This is a genomic window from Microbacterium sp. zg.B48, from assembly GCF_024623505.1.
In the GTDB taxonomy this organism is placed as follows: domain Bacteria; phylum Actinomycetota; class Actinomycetes; order Actinomycetales; family Microbacteriaceae; genus Microbacterium.
In genome coordinates this window covers 139263-154634 of sequence record NZ_JANJFE010000007.1, presented here as the reverse complement: position 1 = coordinate 154634, position 15372 = coordinate 139263, and the positions used below count along the sequence as shown (strand labels likewise).

The window sequence follows — 15372 nt, the reverse complement described above, 5'->3', positions numbered from 1 at the left end:
CCGTTAGCCCGTGCTCGCGGCCCACCGCCCCCCCCCGCCCCCCCCCCGCGCCCCCCGGGGAGCTGTCCGATCAGAACGATCATGAGACCCTCACTCTCGGGTCGATGAAGCCGTAGGAGACATCCACGGCGAGGTTGATCAGCGCGTAGCCGATGGCGATGAAGATGATGAATCCCTGCAGGACGGCGTAGTCGCGCTCGAAGATGGCGTCGGCCATGAACTGCCCGATGCCCGGGTAGGCGAAGACCTTCTCGGTCAGCACCGCCCCCGAGATCAGCAGACCGGTCTGCAGGCCCACCGTGGTGACGACCGGGAGCATCGCGTTGCGCAGGATGAAGCGGTTGCGGATGGTGCCCAGCGAGACGCCCTTGGCGCGGCCGGTGCGCACATAGTCGGCGTTCTGCACCTCCAGCACGGATGCGCGGGTGATGCGCACGATGATCGCCAGCGGGATGGTGCCGAGGGCGATCGCCGGCAGGATCAGGTGCAGGATGGCATCCCACGCGGCATCGAACTCACCGGTCAGCAGTCCGTCCAGCACGTAGAAGCCGGTGGGGTGGGTCGCATCGATCCGCGGGTCCTGTCGCCCGTCGGAGGGCAGCCAGCCGAGCTGGACCGCGAAGACGTACTTGAGGATGAACGCGAGGAAGAACACCGGGATCGTGATGCCGATGAGGCTCGAGGCGACGGCGACGTGGTCGGTGGCCTTGCCGTGACGGCGGGCGGCCCAGTATCCCAGCGGGATGCCGATGCCGACGGCGAAGATGAGCGCCGCGATGGACAGTTCCAGCGTCGCCGGGAAACGGCGGCCGAACTCCTCCAGCACGAGCCGGCTGGTCATGATCGAGGCGCCGAAATCGCCCTGCAGCAGCCTGCCGATCCAGACGAAGTACTGCTCGATGATGGGCCGGTTGAACCCGTACAGCTCGTTGATCCGCTCGATCGCCTCCGGCGTCGCCTTCTCTCCGAGCAGTGCCACGGCCGGCCCGCCGGGCAGGGACCGGACCCACAGGAACAGCAGGATCGACAGACCCAGGAGCGTGGGGATCAGGTACAGAAGACGTTTGCCGATGACGCGCAGCACTGAGGGGAACTCCGGAGGATCAGGGGGCGGGTGCAGGCGGTGCGACCAAGCCCGGCGAGAAGGGATGACGCGGATGCCGCGGGCAGGCTGTGTGGCCGGTCCGCGGCATCCGCTCGATCGTTGCTACTCGCTGAGCTCGATCGTGTTGAACACCTCGTCGTTGACCGGGCTGGCCGGGTACGACGTCACGCGCGGGTCGAACGCCAGCGAAGGCGCCGGGTGCGCGAGCGGGATGCCGGGGTTGAACTCGGCGATCATCTCGTTGATCTGCTTGTACAGCTCGGTCTGCTCGTCGATGTCCGCGATGCCGCGGGCCTCGGTGAGCGCGGTGAACAGCTCCTGGTTGTCGAAGCCCCATTCGTTGGAGGCCTGGCCGAAGAACACGCCCACGAAGTTGTCCGTGTCGTTGTAGTCACCGGTCCAGCCCAGCAGGTGCAGACCGTGATCCGCGCCACCCTGGATGCGGTCCAGGTACGCCGGGTTCCACTCGTTGCCCGTCGGGGTGACGGTGATCCCGACCGCCTCCAGCTGCGAGGCCAGGTTCGTGAAGATCTGCTCCGGGTTGGGCATGTACGGCCGCGACACGTTCGTCGGGTAGTTGAACATCAGCGTCAGGCCGTTCGGGTACCCCGCTTGGGCGAGCAGCTGCTTGGCCAGGTCGGGGTCGTAGTCGTACGTGGTGACATCCTCGTTCCAGCCGGTGACCACCGGCGGGATGAACTGCGAAGCCACCTCGGTGCCTTCGGGCAGCACCTGCGTGACCAGGGCCTCCTTGTCGATCGCGTGCGCGATCGCCTCGCGCACCAGCGGGTTCGCCAGCTCGGGGACGGCCTGGTTCATGCCGAGGTACAGGATCGTGAACGGGTCACGCTGCATCACGTTGTAACCGGCCTCTTCGAGGGCGGCGGTGTCGGCCGGAGCCACGAGGTCGTAGCCGTCGATGTCGCCGGCTTCGAGGGCCTGACGGCGGGCGGTCGGGTCGCCGATGGTGCGGAAGATGATCTCCTGCACCTGACCCTGCTCGCCCCAGTAGTCCGGGTAGGCCTCGAGGGTGACCTGCTCGCCGGGCTCCCACGAGTCGAACATGAACGGTCCGGTGCCGACCGGGTGGCCGTTCGCGTATTCGCTCAGGGTGGGAGCCTCTTCGGTGCCGCCGACGGCATCGGCGTCGAACTCGGCCAGAGCGGTCGGGCTCTGCATCGAGAAGGCCGGCAGCGACAGCGCCGCGATGAAGCCGGCGAACGGCTGGGTCAGCGTGACGGTCGCGTGCGCGTCGTCATCGACGGAGCACGAGTCGTAGACCGCGGTCTCGGGGGTGTCAGCGAAGCCCCTGAAAAGCGACCCGTAGTAGTACGAGAGGCTCTCCGACTGTGCCAGACCGGTCCAGTTGTACCAGCGGTCGAAGTTGGTGCACACGGCCTCGGCGTTGAAGTCGGTGCCGTCCTGGAACGTGACACCCTCCTTCAGCGTGAAGGTGTAGGACAGGCCGTCCTCGGACTGTTCCCAGCTCTCGGCGAGCAGGGGCGCGGGATCGGCTGTTCCGGGCTCCACCCCGACCAGACCCTCGAAGATCTGACGCGAGACGCGGAAGGTCTCGCCGTCGCTGGCGAATGCGGGGTCCAGGCCGGACGGGTCGTTGGACGCGGCGAAGACGAACGTGCTGTCGACGTCGGAGGAATCGTCCGCACTGCCGCCATCACGCTCGCTCGCGCACGCCGTGAGCACCAGCGCGCCCAGGGCGACGACCGCGGCGCCGGTCATCCAGCGCTTTCTCGAACTGTGGAGCATCTGTTGTGCACCTTCCATGAATCTGCGGGCGGCGGGAGCGCGGGATTTCGCGCGGCTTCGCCCGCAAGGGGTGTGATGCTACGACGCTACCCGGGCGGGACTCCGGCGGCCATTACGCCTGGGTCTCGATTGTGTTTCGGCTCGGCGGGGCCGGGTTCGCCCCGCGGACGGGCTTTTCCTGCGCACCGGGCCGTGCGCGGGATACCGTTGGGTCATGGCCCGCGCCCGGTTCGAGGAACCTCCCGCGTCCGTGCGGCTGTCGAACGGCACCCTCGCGCACGTGGTCCGCTCGGCGTACGCCGGCGGCTGGGAGCTGGCCGTCGACGGCACCCCGCAGTCCCACGTCGACCTGGACGACCCGACGCACCTGCACTTCGAGTACGTGGCGCGCATGGGGGCGGTCATCGACCAGCTCCGGATGCCGGGGCAGCCGCTCACGGCCGTGCACCTCGGCGCCGGTGCCATGACTCTGCCGCGGTATGTCGAGGCGACCCGGCCCGGATCGCGCCAGCAGGTTCTCGAGCTGGAGCCGGCGCTGGTGGAGCTGGTGCGCAGCGAACTGCCCCTGCCGCGCGGCGCGTCGATCCGGGTGCGGATCGGGGACGCTCGCGAGGGGCTCGCCCGCCTGCCCGCCGGTCTGCTGGGCAACGTCGACCTGCTCATCTCCGACGTGTTCGCCGGAGCGCAGACGCCCGCGCACCTGACGACGGTCGAGTTCTACACCGCCGCCGAGCGGCTGCTCGCCCCCGAGGGAGTGCTCCTGGTCAACGTCGCCGACGGCGCCGGACTGGCCTTCGCGCGTCGGCAGATCGCGACGGTGCGGGCGGTGTTCCCGCACGTGCTGGTCCTGGCCGAGGTGCAGGTGCTGAAGGGCCGGCGTTTCGGCAACCTGGTGATCGCGGCATCCCGCTCGCCCCTGCCGGACCAGTGGCTGCCGCGGCTGATGGCGGCCGGTCCGCACCCGGCGAAGGTCGCACAGGGCGCGGAGCTGGACGAGCTGGTGCGCAGCTCGCGCGTGGCGACGGATGCCGATTCCACGCCGTCACCGAAACCCGCGGACTCGGTCTTCCAGCGCTGATCGGCTCGGCCGCCGCCTGCGCGAGTCCGGAACGCGGCGTGTCGCGGTCATCAACGGCGTGCCCCCGGCGCGAGTCCGCGGACCCGGGGCACACTGGAGGAGCGAGCCTGGTCGCGCGGAGAGGAGTCGAAGTGAGCTACATCCACGGGTATGACCCCGACACCCTGCGTGAGCGGGTCGATCCGCGCGAATGCAAGGAGAGGCTGGACGAGATCGGCGAGCAGCGGAGCCTTCCCGCGCTGCTGGAACGGGTCTGGCTGCTGAAGGTCCTGGACCGCCTCGAAGACTCCCTCGTGCTCTCGGAGCAGTCGGTGCGCGTGGCGCGCATGGCCGGCACCCGCAAGGATCTGCTGCGCGCGCGCGTCCTGCACGCGTCGGTGCTGCACTTCCGTGGCGCGTATGCCGCGGCCGAGCAGGAGCTGACCTCCTGCGCCTACGAAGCCGAGGGCAAGGAGTGGAACGCGATCGCCGCGTTCGCCTACCAGCACCGCGGCAAGGTCCACTACGACGCCGGCGACTTCGCGGCCGCCCGCTCGGACTTCAAGCGCGCGCTGTTCCTGCGCCAGGAGTCCGGCGCCACCGACGACCAGCTCGAGTCGACCCTGCTCGCGATCGATGCCGCCGACCGCCGCCGTTCCAGCGCGTCCGTCGCGAGCTGAGCCCGCTTCCCCGCACGTGTCGTAAGCACGTTCTACTCTTCCCCCCATGTCGGAACTGTCCCGTGTGCGCGTCTGGGCCGACGCGCTGATCGTCCGCCACCTGGACCCCTCGTGGTCCTTCGGGTTCGACAACGCCAAGCGCCGGGCGGGTCTGTGCGACTTCACCCGTCAGCGCATCAGCGTGTCGCGCTACCTTGCCGCGCGGTACGACGACGACACCAATCACCAGACGCTGCTGCACGAGGTCGCGCATGCCCTCGCCGGCGCCGCGGCGGGGCACGGCCCGAAGTGGAAGGCCGTCGCGCGCGATCTCGGCTACGTCGGGGGCACCACCCACCACGGCGAGACGGCGGTCGAACTGGCGCCGTGGATCGGAGTCTGCCCCTCGGGGCACCTGGCCTATCGGCACCGCAGGGTGACGCGGCCGACGTCGTGCGCGAAATGCGCACCGCGCTTCGACGAGCGCTTCGTCTTCTCCTGGACGCGGCGCGAGATCAGCCCCGCCGCCCGCCTGGCTGCGATGACACCGCGCTCGTAGGGCGCATCCTGCGGCGTGCGACGCGCGGCCTGCGGCGTGCGTCGCGCGGCCTGCGCGTCGCCGGGCATTCGGCTGCCGAGCCCGCCTGACCCGCCGCGGGCATCGCGTCAGACCGCGCGGAACTCCCCCGCACGCAGGATCGGAACGACGGATGCCGCATCCACCGCGGCCGCGGCATCCACCTCGTCGCCGCGACCGCGCCCGGTCAGTTCACGGCCGGAACCGCTCGCGGTGAGCAGGTGCCGGGTCGCGCGCCGGAGCGCGTGGAACGCCTCGCCCGCGACCGCAGCCTCCGGCGACGAGTGGTCCAGGCCGAGGGCTGCGAGCGCGTCGATGACGGCGCCCGCACCGAGGTGATCCTCGACGGCGAACCGCACCGTCGACCCGGCCCCGCGTCCGGTCCGCTCGCCGGCTGCGAGGATGTTGACGCTCGTGCGTCCGCCGCGCCGCTGCTGGTCCGCGTACACGGCAGCGGCCACCGCGGAGGCGTTGCGCAGGGCGCCGAGCAGCACGACCGCGCCGCTGGGCGCGGCGGCCGCAGCGACCGCGGCGCCGTTGATCGAGGTCGCTGTGGTCGCGGCATCCAGCCGGAAGGCCGCCTCGGTCTCGAGGGTCCGGATGACCGTGGTCGAGAAGCGCAGCACGTCCACCACCACGACGATGTCGGCGGGCGCAAGGCGGGCAAGGCCCTCGAGGCCCCAGTCCAGGCGCACCTGGTACGTCGACTGGTCGAAAGGGGGCATCGGTCCAGCGTAGAGCGGCGGGTGCGAGACTGGGGCGATGCGCATCCTGCTGAAGATCGTGATCGACTGCGATGCGGATGCCGCGTGGCGCGCCGTGCACTCACCCCGCGCGGTGGCGGAGCTCTACGGCCCGCTGATGGAGCTCGATCCGGTCGTTCCGGCCGGGCTGCCGACGGTCTGGGAACCGGGCGGCGACGTGCCCGTCCAGTTGTCGTTCGGCGGCGTCGTGCCGCTGGGCCGGCAGCTCATCCAGGTCAGCGACCGGTACGTCGAGGACGCGAACGGGTCGGTGCGGATCTTCCGGGACAGCGGCATCCCGCTCAGCGGCCCGCTGGCGAGCCTGGACGTATGGGACCACCAGATGGCGATCGCGCCGGCGCCCGGAGACCCGACCAAGACGCTGTGGCGCGAGCGGCTGGTGATCGGCGGGCCGACCGCCCTGGCCCTGTGGCCGGTGCTGTGGACGACGTGGCAGTGGCGGGCCGCCCGCATCCGGGCGATGGCGCCGACCTGGGCGCACGACCCGGAGTCCCGCGACGCGGGCTGACTCCGAAGCCCGCGGCGCGGCTCGCCCCGCCCGCCACTCCCCCGAGAGTGCACGTCCCCGCCCCCGAGAGTGCACGTCCCCGCCCGCGAGAGTGCACCTCCCCGCGAGAGTGCACGTCGCGGACCGCGAGAGTGCACGTCCCCGCCCACGAGAGTGCACCCGCCGAGCAACACGCACTCTCGGCAGCCGCAACACGCACCCTCGGCAGCACCAACACGCACTCTCGACAGCACCAACACGCACTCTCGGCAGCACCAACACGCACTCCCGGCAGCCGGGCTACTCGGCGAGCGCCTCCACCGGCGCGACCCGCGTGGCCAGGCGGGTGGGGACCACTGCGGCGACGAGCGTCAGCACCGCCGTCGCGACCACGATGATCGCCACCGGCGCCCACGGGATCGCCGGGGCGACGAACGTCGGCGCCTGCCAGGCCGGGGGCATCGCGACCGATCCGAGCAGCGACTGCGCGCCCGCCCAGCCGTACGCGGTTCCCAGGACGAGACCGGTGGCGACGGCGGCGATGGTGATGTGTGCCGCCTCCAGGAGCACCATCAGGCGCACCTGGCCTGTGGAGACGCCGAGCGCGCGCAGCAGCCCCAGCTCGCGCCGCCGCTGCACGATGCCGATGGTCAGCAGATTCACCAGCCCCACCCCGGCGATCACCGCGGAGACCGCGACCAGCCCCATCATGACCGCAGAGAACGTGTCGATGATGGCGGCGAACTCCGGATCGAGCGCACCACCGGCGGATGCCGCGATGACCGCTTTCACGCTCTCCAGCGCGACCGCGAACATCGTCACCAGCGTGACTCCGATCACCACGCCGATCGCCATCCGGCTGGATCGCTCCGGATTCCGCAGCGCGTTCTCCGCCGCCAGCCGGGCGGTCGCCGAAGGACCGAACAGCCGGCCCACCAGCCGCAGCACCGGTGGCATGACCAGGGTGGCACCGAGGGCGAGGCCGGAGAAGGACAGGATGCCGCCGACGAAGGCGACGACCACCCCGAGCGGTGTGAGCAGTCCGAGCAGGATGCCGGCGGCCAGGAGTGCGCCACCGGCGACGAACAGGACGATCGCACCGGCGTTGCGGCGGGTGCGCGCCGCGATCTGGTCCCGCGATTCCTCCACCGACCCGCCCAGCGCCTGCAGCGGGGTGACCGTCAGCACGCCCCGCGAACCGACCCATGCCCCCGCCCACGTCGTCAGGGTCACGACCGCGGCGGGGATGAGCAGGGCGCCGTGCACCAGGTCGTAGCGCACACCGTCGGGCTCGAGCAGAGCCTGCGCGAGCGCGACGCCGCCGGCGGACAGTGCCGTCCCGCCCACGAGGCCGAGCAGCGCGCCGATGGCTCCGACGACCAGTCCCTGGCGTGCGACCTCCGTGCGCTGCGACCGGGCCGAGGCGCCGATGAGCCGCAGCAGCGCGATGCGGCGGGTGCGCCCCGCGATGACCGTGGCGAACGTGTTCGACGTCACGATCGCGGCGACGTACACCGCGACCCCGATCAGCAGGACGCTGAGGATCGAGATCACGATCGCGAGTGTCTCGCTCTCCTCGAGGAAGGCAGATGCGCGCAGCAGTTCCGCGATGTAGCCGGTGGCGGTGAGCAGCACCACCCCGAATGCGCTGGAGATGGCGGCGACCAGGATGCTGGCACCCATCCCCCGCTCGCGCAGCCAGTCGAGCGTGCCGGGGCCGGCAGGGGCCGGCATCCGCTCGCTCGCGGTTTTCGCCAGTACTGCGGTCATGATGCGACCGCCGCGCCGCCGAGCTCGGTGGCCAGCATGTAGGCGGAGATCTCCTCGGCGCTCTGGCGCGGCTTGTCCGCGACGACTCGGCCGTCGGCGAGGAAGATGACGCGGTCGGCGTGCGCCGCGGCGATCGGGTCGTGCGTGACCATGGCGATCGACTGCCCGTGCTCACGGCTGGCCGCGGCGAGCAGGCCGAGCACCTCACGGCCGCTGCGCGAGTCCAGGTTGCCCGTCGGCTCGTCGGCGAACACGAGATCCGGCGCCGTGGCCAGCGCCCGGGCGATCGCCACACGCTGCTGCTGACCGCCGCTCAGCTGGTGCGGCCGGTGCCGGAGCCGCGGACCGAGACCGAGCGTCTCGATCAGTCCGTCGATGCGCGCCTTCTCGGGCGCGCTCGGGCGCCGCCCGTCCAGATCGAACGGCAGAAGGATGTTGCTCACCGCATCGAGGGTGGGCACGAGGTTGAAGGCCTGGAAGATGAACCCGACCCGTCGCCGCCGCAGGATCGTGAGCTCCAGGTCGTTGAGGGCGGTGATGTCGGTGTCGCCGATCCAGGCGCGACCCGAGGTCGCCGCATCCAGTCCCGCCATGATGTGCATCAGCGTGGACTTGCCGGAGCCGGAGGGTCCCATGATCGCCGTGAATTCGCCCTGCCGGATGCCGACGCTGACGTCGTCGAGCGCGCGCACGGCGCTCTCCCCGTGTCCGAAGGTCTTGGTGAGGTTCTGCACCCGGGCGGCCAGCCCGAGATCTGTCGACGAGAGGTTCATGCCTCCACGCTACGAATCGACGGTCGGCACCGCGTCGGCCCGGAGGGGCATCCGCGTACATCGCTGGGATGACCCGTGCGGTCACCCTTGTTCGGGCGGCGGAACCTCCCGCGGGGCGTACACCCGCAGCGCTCGCGGAAGGATCCGGCAGGTCAGCGTGTAGCGACCATCGGGGCCGACGGCGGGGCGCCGTTCCAGCTCGCCGTCGTGCACGTAGAACGTCGCCGAACCGGCGCGCGCCTGCACCGAGACGGTGATCTCGGTGGCGGTGATGTGCTCGATGTCGGATGCCGGTGGCAGCAGGCGCAGCGCACGCAGCACGGCCCGCGTCCGCCGGCCGAACGAGAGCGCCGCGACGGCCTGCACGCGCGATCCGCGGGCGTGCAGCACCCGCACGTCCAGGACGTCGTCCGACAGCGTGCGCCGCTGCATCGTCGCGACCTGCCCGGGCGTGTTGCGTCCGATGCTGGCGAAGACCGACCAGACGCGGGCCCGTTTGCCGGCGATGACGATGTCGATCGCCTCGCCGCGCCGCAGTTCGCGCCAGATCGCGACGGCACCCGCGACCCACTTGCCCAGGCGCCGCCTGCGGCGGCTGCGCTCGGCGACGAAGTCCGGATAGATGCCGATGGATGCCGCGTTCAGAACGGTCGACGTGCGGCCACCGGCGGCCAGCTCGCCCACGGTCGCCGCCACGCCCTCACCGGCCTGCAGCGCATCGATGGCGATCTCGACGCTGTCGATTCCCGCTGCGCGGGCGAAGTGGTTGAAGGTCCCCCCGGGAAGCGCGAGGACCGGAAGGTCCCGCTCGAGCGCGACGTGCGCCGTCTGCGCGATGGTCCCGTCGCCGCCGTACGCGCCGATCACGCGCGGCGGATCCTGCCCCGCCATCGCCTCCGCCACGGCGTCGGCCACCGTCTCGCCCTGCTCGAGTTCGCGCACGACGGCTCGCGGCAGTCGCTCCGCGATCAGGGGCCGCGGGTCGGCGCGCACCACGGCGGTCCCGGCATCCTTGTTCATCACGATGAGCACACCGGCGCCATCTGGCGATGCCGGCAGTGCGATGCGCTCGACGACGTCTGGGACCTCTTGGTCGCCTTCCGTCGTGTCGGCGGAGAGCGGGTCGGTCGTCGGCATGGTGCCGAGGCTACTTCAGTACGGCGGCAGGCAACCGGAAGCGAGCGAACCCGAACCGAACGCGCCCCGGGGCGCCCGCCGAACCGAACTCGCCCCGGGGTCTTCCGCGTGTCGCCTCGGCGGGTCTATCGTCGCGACCGACACCGAGAGACAACCACAGAGACAGGAGGCGCGATGTCCGCGACCCCCCTGCCGCCCAGCGGCGACGTACCGGCTCCGAAGACGTGCGATGCGAGCGGGATGATCGACATCCATCGGATGTTCCGGCGCGGTTTCGGCGAGGGGCCCGCGCTGGTGCGGCTCGTCGCCGATGGCGACACCGGCCACGCCGCGGCTGTGGCCACGCAGCTGGAGACGCTGTCGCTGGGCCTGCATGCCCACCACGAAGGAGAGGACGCCAGGCTCTGGGACGCGCTCGATGAGCGCGCACCCTCGTGCGCCGTGCACGTGGAGCGGATGAAGGCACAGCACGCTGTGCTTCTGGAACACCTGAGGGCTCTGGACGGATCGCTGCCCGCGTGGCGGACATCGGCCGGGAGAGCGGATGCCGAGCCCGTGCTGGCCGCGCTCCAGGGGGTCAACGCCGCGATCGCCGTGCACCTTCCCGACGAGGAGGCGAACATCGTGCCGGTGATGGAGCACACGATCACCGAAGCGGAGGTGCAGTGGTTCTCCGACCACGGGCGCCGGTCGATCCCCAAGGGGCAGACCTGGCAGCAGCTCGGGGAGATCCTCGCATCGCAGCCCGACGGCGGCGACGAGTGGCTGCACACGCACATGCCGGCGCCGGCCCGGCTGGCGTGGCGGTGGATCGGCAGACGCAGGTACGCGCAGCACCGAGCACGGCTGGAGGGGCGCTGACTGCTACGCCAGCCCGTGCTCGAAGGCGAAGACGACCAGCTGCACGCGGTCGCGCAGCGCGAGCTTGGCGAGGATGCGGCTGATGTGCGTCTTGACGGTGGCCTCGGACAGGAACTCGCGGCCGGCGATCTCGGCGTTGGAGAGCCCGCGCGCGGCGAGGGCGAAGATCTCGCGCTCCCGGTCGGTCAGGGTGGCGTAGGCCTGCGGAACGGGCCGGGGCGCGGCGCTGGCGAAGTGGGCGAACAGCTCGCGGGTGGCGGATGCCGCGATCACGGCCGATCCGGAGTGCACCGTGCGGATCGCGGCGAGGAGGAACTCGGGGTCGGCATCCTTGAGCAGGAAGCCGCTGGCACCCTGACGGATCGCGCGCGCCGCGGCCTCATCCAGATCGAACGTGGTCAGCATCACCACTCGGGGCGCCGCGGCGCCGAACGAGTCGTCGCGCAGCAGCTCGGCAGTCGCCTCCAGACCGTCCATGACCGGCATCCGGATATCCATCAGCACGACATCCGGCCGGGTGGCGCGCACGACAGCGAGCGCCTCACGTCCGTTGGCCGCTTCGCCGACCACCTCCAGGTCCGGTTGCGAGTCCACCAGCATGCGGATGCCGGCGCGGAACAGCGCCTGATCATCCACCAGGACCACCGTGATCGGCGTCATCGCTCACCCCTCGCTCGGCATCGCCCCATCGACGCGGTCCTCATCGGGCCGCCCCGGCCCGGATCGGCAGGGTGGCCTCGACGACGAACCAGCCGTCCCGGTCGGCGGCGTTCAGCCGGCCTCCGACCAGACTCGCACGCTCGCCCATCCCGATCAGTCCGTGCCCGGACTCCTTCGGCCGCTCTCCCGTCTTGAGCCGGTTGCGCACCTCGAGGGCGACATGGTCGGGGTGCCATCCCAGCGTGACATCCACCGGGCTCCCGCCGCCGTGCCGCAGCCCGTTGGTCAGGGCTTCCTGCAGGATCCGATACACCGCCAGCTGCACCGCCGCGGACGGCTGCTCCACCGGTGCGGGATCGACCTCCACGCGCAGCGTGACGCCCGTCGCCCGGACCTGGGCATACAGTTCCTCGAGTTCGGCGAGGGTCGGCTGCGGCCCGCCGGTCTCGCTGTGCCGCAGCCGGGTCAGCAGCAGCCGCACATCCGCCAGCGCCGCGCGAGCGGTCGTCGATATGGTGCCCAGCGCTTGGGTGGCCGCCGCAGGATCCGCTGCCGCCGCGTAGCGCGCCCCGTCGGCCTGGGCGATCACCACGGCGAGCGAGTGCGCGACCACGTCGTGCATGTCGCGCGCGATCTGCAGCCGCTCCTGTTCGACGGCGGCCTCCGCCTCGGCCCGCTCCTGCGCGACGCGATTCTCGCGGGCACGGATCGCCATGCGCACCAGCGCGCCCACCGTCCAGGCCAGCAGCAGCGCGAAAGCGGCGGCGACCAGCACCGCGACCGCCGCCGAGATCGTGCGCACCGACAGGCCCTCTGTACTCAGGGCGGACGCGAACAGGTACACCGTGATGACCAGGGCACCCGACAGCGCCGACGCGAAACCGGCCCAGTACACCCGCTGCGTGCCGTATGCCGCGGTGGCGTACAGGACGCCGAAGATGGCCACATCCGCCACCGACGGCGGCCGTGCCAGGGACATCTGCACCACCGCGCCCGCCCACGCCAGCCCGAGGGCGAGGGCCGGCGACCAGCGACGGACGGCGAGGGCGGCGCTGAAGATCAGACTGATCGCCACGGCCCCGGACACGAGCACGGCCGCGTTCTCCGGCGCGGTGCCCGATCCGAGGGCCAGCACGATCTCCACCGGCAACGCGACGGACAGAAACGCCGCTGAGACGACGAGATCGACCACGACCTGATATGTCTTGAGCGGGCGGAACACGGTTTCACGCTACGGGAGACGCAGTGCCGCGGCATCCGCCTGCAGATGTATCCGCGAAACCCTTGCCGGGATCGTCCACAGGCTTTACTGTCCGGACACAGGCTGAAACCGACGGGAAATGTGCGGGCACCAAGATCGAACAGCGGGCAGATCCCACCGGCACCCGAACCGGACCCGAGGGCATCAGTGCGAAGTGAATCAGTCACGGACGGACGGAGACCGGCATGACGACGGTACGCGCGGCGATCACCCAGACCACCTGGACAGGCGACAAGGAGTCGATGCTCGACAAGCACGAGCAGTTCGCGCGGGAGGCCGCAGCCCAGGGGGCGCAGGTCATCTGCTTCCAGGAACTGTTCTACGGGCCCTACTTCGGGATCACCGAGGACAAGAAGTACTACCGCTACGCCGAGCCCGCGGACGGCCCGATCGTGCAGCGGTTCGCCGCCCTGGCCGCCGAGCTGAACATGGTCATGATCCTCCCGATCTACGAGGAGGACATCACCGGCGTGTACTACAACACCGCGGTCGTCGTCGATGCCGACGGCACGATCCTCGGCAAGTACCGCAAGCACCACCTGCCTCATCTGGACCGCTTCTGGGAGAAGTTCTACTTCCGTCCCGGCAATCTCGGGTATCCCGTGTTCGACACCGCGGTCGGCAAGGTCGGCGTCTACATCTGCTACGACCGCCACTTCCCCGAAGGCTGGCGCGAGCTCGGCCTGAACGGCGCGCACATGGTCTTCAACCCCAACGCCACCAAGCCGGGGCTGTCCAACCGGCTCTGGGAGGTGGAGGGACCGGCCGCGGCCGTCGCGAACGGCTACTTCGTCCTACAGCCCAACCGGGTGGGACGCGAGGACAACGAGTACGGCGAGCTCGCGGTCGACTTCTACGGCACCAGCCAGGCGATCGACCCGCGCGGCGATTTCATCGGCGAACGCGGCTCGGGAACCTCCGAAGAGGTCCTCATCCGCGACCTCGAACTGAACATGGTCCAGGAGATGCGCGACGACTGGCAGTTCTACCGGGACCGCCGGCCCGACTCGTACACGATGATCGCGAAGCCGTGACCGTGGGAACCACACTGATCACCGGCGGGACCGTGGTCTCGGCGACCGGGCGGTCCCAGGCCGACGTCCTCATCGACGGCGAGACGATCGTCGCCCTCCTGCGTCCCGGCTCCGAGCTGCTCGGGACGGATGTCGCGGCATCCGTGGATACCGTCCTGGACGCCACCGGCAAGTACGTGATCCCCGGCGGCATCGACGCGCACACGCACATGGAGCTGCCGTTCGGCGGCACCGCCGCGATCGACACGTTCGAGACCGGCACCCGGGCGGCCGCGTGGGGCGGGACCACGAGCATCATCGACTTCGCGGTGCAGCGCTACGGCGAGCGCATCCAGGACGGCCTGGCCGCGTGGCACGCGAAGGCCGCAGGCAACTGCGCCATCGACTACGGGTTCCACCAGATCATCGGCGGCGTGGACGAGGACGCCCTCGCCGCGATGCCGGGTCTGATCGACGAGGGCATCACCAGCTTCAAGCTGTTCATGGCCTACCCGGGCGTGTTCTATTCGGATGACGCGCAGGTGCTGCGCGCGATGCAGGTCTCGCGCGAGACCGGGCTGCTGACCATGATGCACGCCGAGAACGGACCGGTGATCGACGTGCTCGCCGCGCAGCTGGTCGCCGAGGGCAAGACCGACCCGTACTTCCACGGCATCGCCCGCGCGTGGCAGATGGAGGAGGAGGCCACGCACCGCTCGATCATGATCGCGAACCTCACCGGCGCACCGCTGTACGTGGTGCACGTGAGCGCCAAGCAGGCCGTCGCCCAGATCGCCACTGCGCGCGATCGCGGACAGAACGTGTTCGGCGAGACGTGCCCGCAGTACCTGTACCTCTCCCTCGAGGAGCAGCTGGGCGCGTCCAGCCCGGAGTGGGGGCGGTTCGAGGGCGCGAAGTGGGTGTGCTCGACGCCGCTGCGCTCCCGCGCCGAAGGCCACCAGGATCACATGTGGCAGGCCCTGCGCACGAACGACCTGCAGATGGTCTCCACCGACCACTGCCCGTTCTGCATGAAGGACCAGAAGGAGCTCGGGCGGAACGACTTCCGCGCGATCCCGAACGGCATCGGGTCCGTCGAGCACCGGATGGACCTGATGTACCAGGGCGTCGTGACCGGCCAGATCACCCTGGAACGGTGGGTGGAGCTGACCTCGACCACGCCGGCGCGCATGTTCGGCCTGTACGGCCGCAAGGGTGTGCTCCAACCCGGCGCCGACGCCGACATCGTGATCTACGACCCGAACGGGCACACCTCGATCGGGGTGGACAAGACCCACCACATGAACATGGACCACTCCGCGTGGGAGGGGTTCGAGATCGACGGCCACGTCGACACCGTCCTGTCCCGGGGCAAGGTCGTCGTGGACGGCAACGATTACATCGGAGCCAAGGGAGACGGGCGATTCCTCAAGCGGGGTCTCAGCCAGTACCTGACCTGATCCGCACCCCTTTCATGTCCC

The 15372-nt window shown here is 70.5% G+C and carries 15 protein-coding genes; 7 read left to right on the top strand and 8 right to left on the bottom strand.

Features of this window, described 5'->3' with window-relative positions; genetic code table 11:
- Positions 1-79 precede the first annotated feature (79 nt).
- Together NQ152_RS06745 and NQ152_RS06740 are read right to left on the bottom strand one after the other, a co-directional pair.
- Positions 80-1084, bottom strand: a complete 1005-nt coding sequence (locus tag NQ152_RS06745; RefSeq protein ID WP_257501448.1) for an ABC transporter permease — start codon at positions 1082-1084, stop codon at positions 80-82.
- 123 nt (positions 1085-1207) lie between these two features.
- Complete coding sequence (locus NQ152_RS06740) at positions 1208-2845, bottom strand: ABC transporter substrate-binding protein (RefSeq protein WP_257523453.1); 1638 nt, start codon at positions 2843-2845, stop codon at positions 1208-1210.
- Positions 2846-3086: 241 nt separating this feature from the next.
- Between NQ152_RS06740 and NQ152_RS06735 the strand changes: the two genes are divergently transcribed.
- From NQ152_RS06735 to NQ152_RS06725, 3 genes are all read left to right on the top strand, one after another.
- Positions 3087-3950 (top strand): spermidine synthase, encoded by an 864-nt coding sequence (locus NQ152_RS06735; protein WP_257523452.1) that lies wholly within the window; start codon positions 3087-3089, stop codon positions 3948-3950.
- Positions 3951-4081: 131 nt separating this feature from the next.
- Complete coding sequence (locus NQ152_RS06730) at positions 4082-4609, top strand: hypothetical protein (RefSeq protein ID WP_257501445.1); 528 nt, start codon at positions 4082-4084, stop codon at positions 4607-4609.
- Positions 4610-4655: 46 nt separating this feature from the next.
- A complete protein-coding gene (locus NQ152_RS06725) occupies positions 4656-5147 on the top strand; it encodes a SprT-like domain-containing protein (protein WP_257501444.1) in 492 nt (163 codons plus the stop codon).
- Between the two features lie 107 nt (positions 5148-5254).
- On the opposite strand, the gene NQ152_RS06720 is transcribed toward NQ152_RS06725, so the two are convergent.
- Positions 5255-5890 carry a 2-phosphosulfolactate phosphatase gene (locus NQ152_RS06720; protein WP_257501443.1) on the bottom strand — a complete coding sequence of 212 codons (636 nt, stop codon included), beginning with the start codon at positions 5888-5890 and terminating at the stop codon, positions 5255-5257.
- A 37-nt stretch (positions 5891-5927) separates the two neighbouring features.
- Here NQ152_RS06720 and NQ152_RS06715 point away from each other — a divergent pair, with 37 nt between their 5' ends.
- Entirely contained in the window at positions 5928-6437 is a 510-nt protein-coding gene (locus NQ152_RS06715; RefSeq protein WP_257523451.1) for a hypothetical protein, read from the top strand.
- 279 nt (positions 6438-6716) lie between these two features.
- On the opposite strand, the gene NQ152_RS06710 is transcribed toward NQ152_RS06715, so the two are convergent.
- The 3 genes from NQ152_RS06710 to NQ152_RS06700 form a co-directional block, all read right to left on the bottom strand.
- Positions 6717-8186 carry an FtsX-like permease family protein gene (locus NQ152_RS06710; protein WP_374113570.1) on the bottom strand — a complete coding sequence of 490 codons (1470 nt, stop codon included), beginning with the start codon at positions 8184-8186 and terminating at the stop codon, positions 6717-6719.
- The gene (locus NQ152_RS06705; protein WP_257523450.1) at positions 8183-8959 is read right to left on the bottom strand and encodes an ABC transporter ATP-binding protein; all 777 of its coding nucleotides are present in this window, start codon (positions 8957-8959) and stop codon (positions 8183-8185) included. The genes NQ152_RS06710 and NQ152_RS06705 overlap by 4 nt, the downstream gene beginning before the upstream one ends.
- Before the next feature lie 81 nt (positions 8960-9040).
- On the bottom strand, positions 9041-10096 hold the full coding sequence (locus tag NQ152_RS06700) for a diacylglycerol kinase family protein (protein ID WP_257523449.1): 1056 nt from the start codon (positions 10094-10096) through the stop codon (positions 9041-9043).
- Between the two features lie 174 nt (positions 10097-10270).
- Here NQ152_RS06700 and NQ152_RS06695 point away from each other — a divergent pair, with 174 nt between their 5' ends.
- Entirely contained in the window at positions 10271-10957 is a 687-nt protein-coding gene (locus tag NQ152_RS06695; protein WP_257523448.1) for a hemerythrin domain-containing protein, read from the top strand.
- Between the two features lie 3 nt (positions 10958-10960).
- Here the strand turns inward: NQ152_RS06695 and NQ152_RS06690 are convergent, their stop codons facing one another.
- On the bottom strand, positions 10961-11617 hold the full coding sequence (locus NQ152_RS06690; protein WP_257501438.1) for a response regulator transcription factor: 657 nt from the start codon (positions 11615-11617) through the stop codon (positions 10961-10963).
- Positions 11618-11657: 40 nt separating this feature from the next.
- A complete protein-coding gene (locus NQ152_RS06685) occupies positions 11658-12839 on the bottom strand; it encodes a histidine kinase (protein ID WP_257523447.1) in 1182 nt (393 codons plus the stop codon).
- Positions 12840-13063: 224 nt separating this feature from the next.
- Between NQ152_RS06685 and NQ152_RS06680 the strand changes: the two genes are divergently transcribed.
- Both NQ152_RS06680 and hydA read left to right on the top strand, forming a co-directional pair.
- The gene (locus NQ152_RS06680) at positions 13064-13912 is read left to right on the top strand and encodes a nitrilase-related carbon-nitrogen hydrolase (protein WP_257501436.1); all 849 of its coding nucleotides are present in this window, start codon (positions 13064-13066) and stop codon (positions 13910-13912) included.
- Positions 13913-13914: 2 nt separating this feature from the next.
- Positions 13915-15351, top strand: coding sequence for a dihydropyrimidinase (hydA, locus tag NQ152_RS06675; protein WP_257523460.1), 1437 nt, complete (start codon positions 13915-13917; stop codon positions 15349-15351).
- The last annotated feature ends 21 nt before the right edge of the window (positions 15352-15372 follow it).